This window comes from Idiomarina sp. Sol25 (assembly GCF_033052775.1).
Taxonomy (GTDB): Bacteria; Pseudomonadota; Gammaproteobacteria; order Enterobacterales; family Alteromonadaceae; genus Idiomarina.
Genome location: NZ_JAUPEW010000185.1, coordinates 1 through 255, shown reverse-complemented (window position 1 = coordinate 255; position 255 = coordinate 1). Strand labels below are relative to the sequence as shown.

The following is a 255-nucleotide window of genomic DNA, read 5'->3' as shown; positions in this document are numbered from 1 at the left end:
CTGACCGTGCTGCATCAGGACTGGCTGAACGGCAAAGAGTACAAGTGCAAGGTGTCCAACAAGGCCCTGCCTGCTCCTATCGAGAAAACCATCAGCAAGGCCAAGGGACAGCCCCGGGAACCTCAAGTGTATACCCTGCCTCCTAGCCGGGAAGAGATGACCAAGAATCAGGTGTCCCTGACCTGCCTCGTGAAGGGCTTCTACCCTTCCGATATCGCCGTGGAATGGGAGAGCAATGGCCAGCCTGAGAACAAC

Annotated in this window: 1 protein-coding gene; it reads left to right on the top strand. The window is 56.9% G+C overall.

Translation table 11 applies throughout. The features are described 5' to 3' along the window. Window positions 1-255, top strand: a 255-nt coding sequence (locus tag Q5L94_RS13935; protein WP_317498948.1) for a hypothetical protein, incomplete at both ends; no start/stop codon positions are given.